General features: G+C 75.3%; 1 protein-coding gene. It reads right to left on the bottom strand.

Annotation, left to right across the window (positions count from 1 at the left end; genetic code table 11):
* Window positions 1-266: 266 nt before the first annotated feature.
* The gene (locus tag P7A99_RS25120; RefSeq protein WP_277796437.1) at window positions 267-1,676 is read right to left on the bottom strand and encodes a DUF6504 family protein; all 1,410 of its coding nucleotides are present in this window, start codon (window positions 1,674-1,676) and stop codon (window positions 267-269) included.
* Between the last annotated feature and the right edge of the window lie 222 nt (window positions 1,677-1,898).

Genomic DNA, 1,898 nt, shown 5'->3' with positions numbered 1-1,898 from the left:
GTGTCTTGGTCCCCCCCCCCCCCCCCCCCCGGTTCTGGGGGGTTGGGGGGGCGCGTCTGACCGCGCGCGGGGGGGGGGGGCCCACAGCCGGCACGGAGCCCAGTCTCGCCCCCTCCACCGCTTCGCGGTCCCCCTCCCCCGTTGCACGGGGGAGGAGCAGGAAAGACCCGCCGAACATTATCCTCCCCCAGAGGGGGAGGATCTGGTCGCGCGCCAAGATGCTCCCCCTCTGGGGGAGCTGTCGGCAAAACCGACTGAGGGGGCCCTCAACCAAACAGGCCATGCAGCCACCACTTCGGCGAAGCGTCGTCGCCATAGAGCCCTTGCCGATAGATCCAGAACCGGCCGCCGGCCTCGTCCTCCACCCGGTAGTAGTCGCGGATCCTGCCCGGGCCCGTGTCGTCGAAGTCGCCGCGCCACCATTCCTGGCCGATGCGCTCGGGCCCCTCGGCGGCGCGCAGGCGGTGATGGCGGCCGCGCCAGGTGAAGCGCAGCGGCGGGTCGTCGGGCAACTTGGCCATCACCTCGATCGGTTCGGGGCGTTTCAGCAGGCGCGTCGGGCGCGGCAGGTCGGGGTTCCAGGGGCGTGCGGTCGCCGGCGTCGCCAGGGGCGCTGAGCGGCCCACGGCGCGCTCGGGCACGTGGCTCTCCACGGGGTCGGGCCGCCAGACCCGCCCCTCGCCCAGCCGGTTGACCAGCCGGTCGACCAGTGGGGCCAGGGCTTCGGCCGCGTCCAGCTCGGCGTCGATGCGCGCCTGGCCCTGCGCCAAGGCCTCGACCGCGAAGGCGTGGACGGTGATCACGTCGATACCGAAGCCGGGATCGACGAGGTCGAGCTTGGGCGCGACCAGCTTGGCCAGGCGCGCCGCATCGCGCCCCGGCCGCGCCAGGCCGACGGGCACGGAAAAGGCCTTGCCGTCCAGCCGGTGATAGACGACCTCGAACCGCTTGGCGCCGCGTCCCTCCGCCTCCAGCCGCTTGCAGATCAGGGCCAGGACGTCAGCGGCGACGCGGGCCAGATCCTCGGGCGCGCTGATCGGCTCGAAGAAGGCCAGGCGCTCGAACCACGGACTGGCCGGCCGCCGGAAGGCCAGAGCCTCGCCGGCCGCGCCCAGAGCCTGGTCCAGCCGCTGGGTGAAGGCGATGCCGAAGCGCTTGGCCATCTGGGCGCGCGGCAGGGCGTAGAGCTGGCCGACGCGATGCAGGCCCAGGCGCGGCAGCTGGGCCTGGGCGGCCTCGTCCAGCCGCAGGGCCGCCACCGGCAGGCGGGCCAGGGCCTCGCGCTGGCCGCCGGGCGGGACCACCGCCGCTCCGCGCCCGAAACGCGCCTCTCCAAAGCGAGCGAGGGCCCAGGCCGCGCCGGCGGTGTCGGCGATCGCCCCGCGCGCCGGCACGCCCCAGCGCGACAGGCGCTCCAGCAGGTCGGCCAGCATCGCCGCCTCCCCGCCCCACAGGTGGTCGGTTCCGGTGATGTCGAGCAGCAGGCCGTCCTCACCGTCGACCGCCACGGCCGGCGAGAACCGCACGCACCAGTCGCAGAGGCTTTCCAGCGCCCGCCGGTCGGCGTCGGGATCGTGGTCGGCGGTGAGCAGTTGCGGAACCAGCGCCAGGGCGTCGGCGGCCTTCTGGCCGGCGGAAAGACCAAGCGCCGTGGCGGCGGCGTCGACGGCGGCCAGGCGGCGGGTTCCTCGCTCGGAGACGAGAAGGGCGAAGGGGGGATCGTCTGAGATCCTCCCCCTGAAGGGGGAGGTGTCGCCGAAGGCGACGGAGGGGGAAGTTGCTGCTGAGGCGGAGACCGCGTGGCCCCCCCCGCCCCGGCCGGGGCCCCCCCCCCCCCAGGGGGGGGGGGTGGGGGGGGGCCCCGCCCCCCGGGGCGGGAAGGAGGGGGGGGGGTGGGC

It is taken from the genome of Caulobacter endophyticus, from assembly GCF_029543245.1.
Classification (GTDB): Bacteria; Pseudomonadota; Alphaproteobacteria; order Caulobacterales; family Caulobacteraceae; genus Caulobacter; species Caulobacter endophyticus_A.
This window is presented reverse-complemented; position numbering and strand designations above follow the sequence as displayed.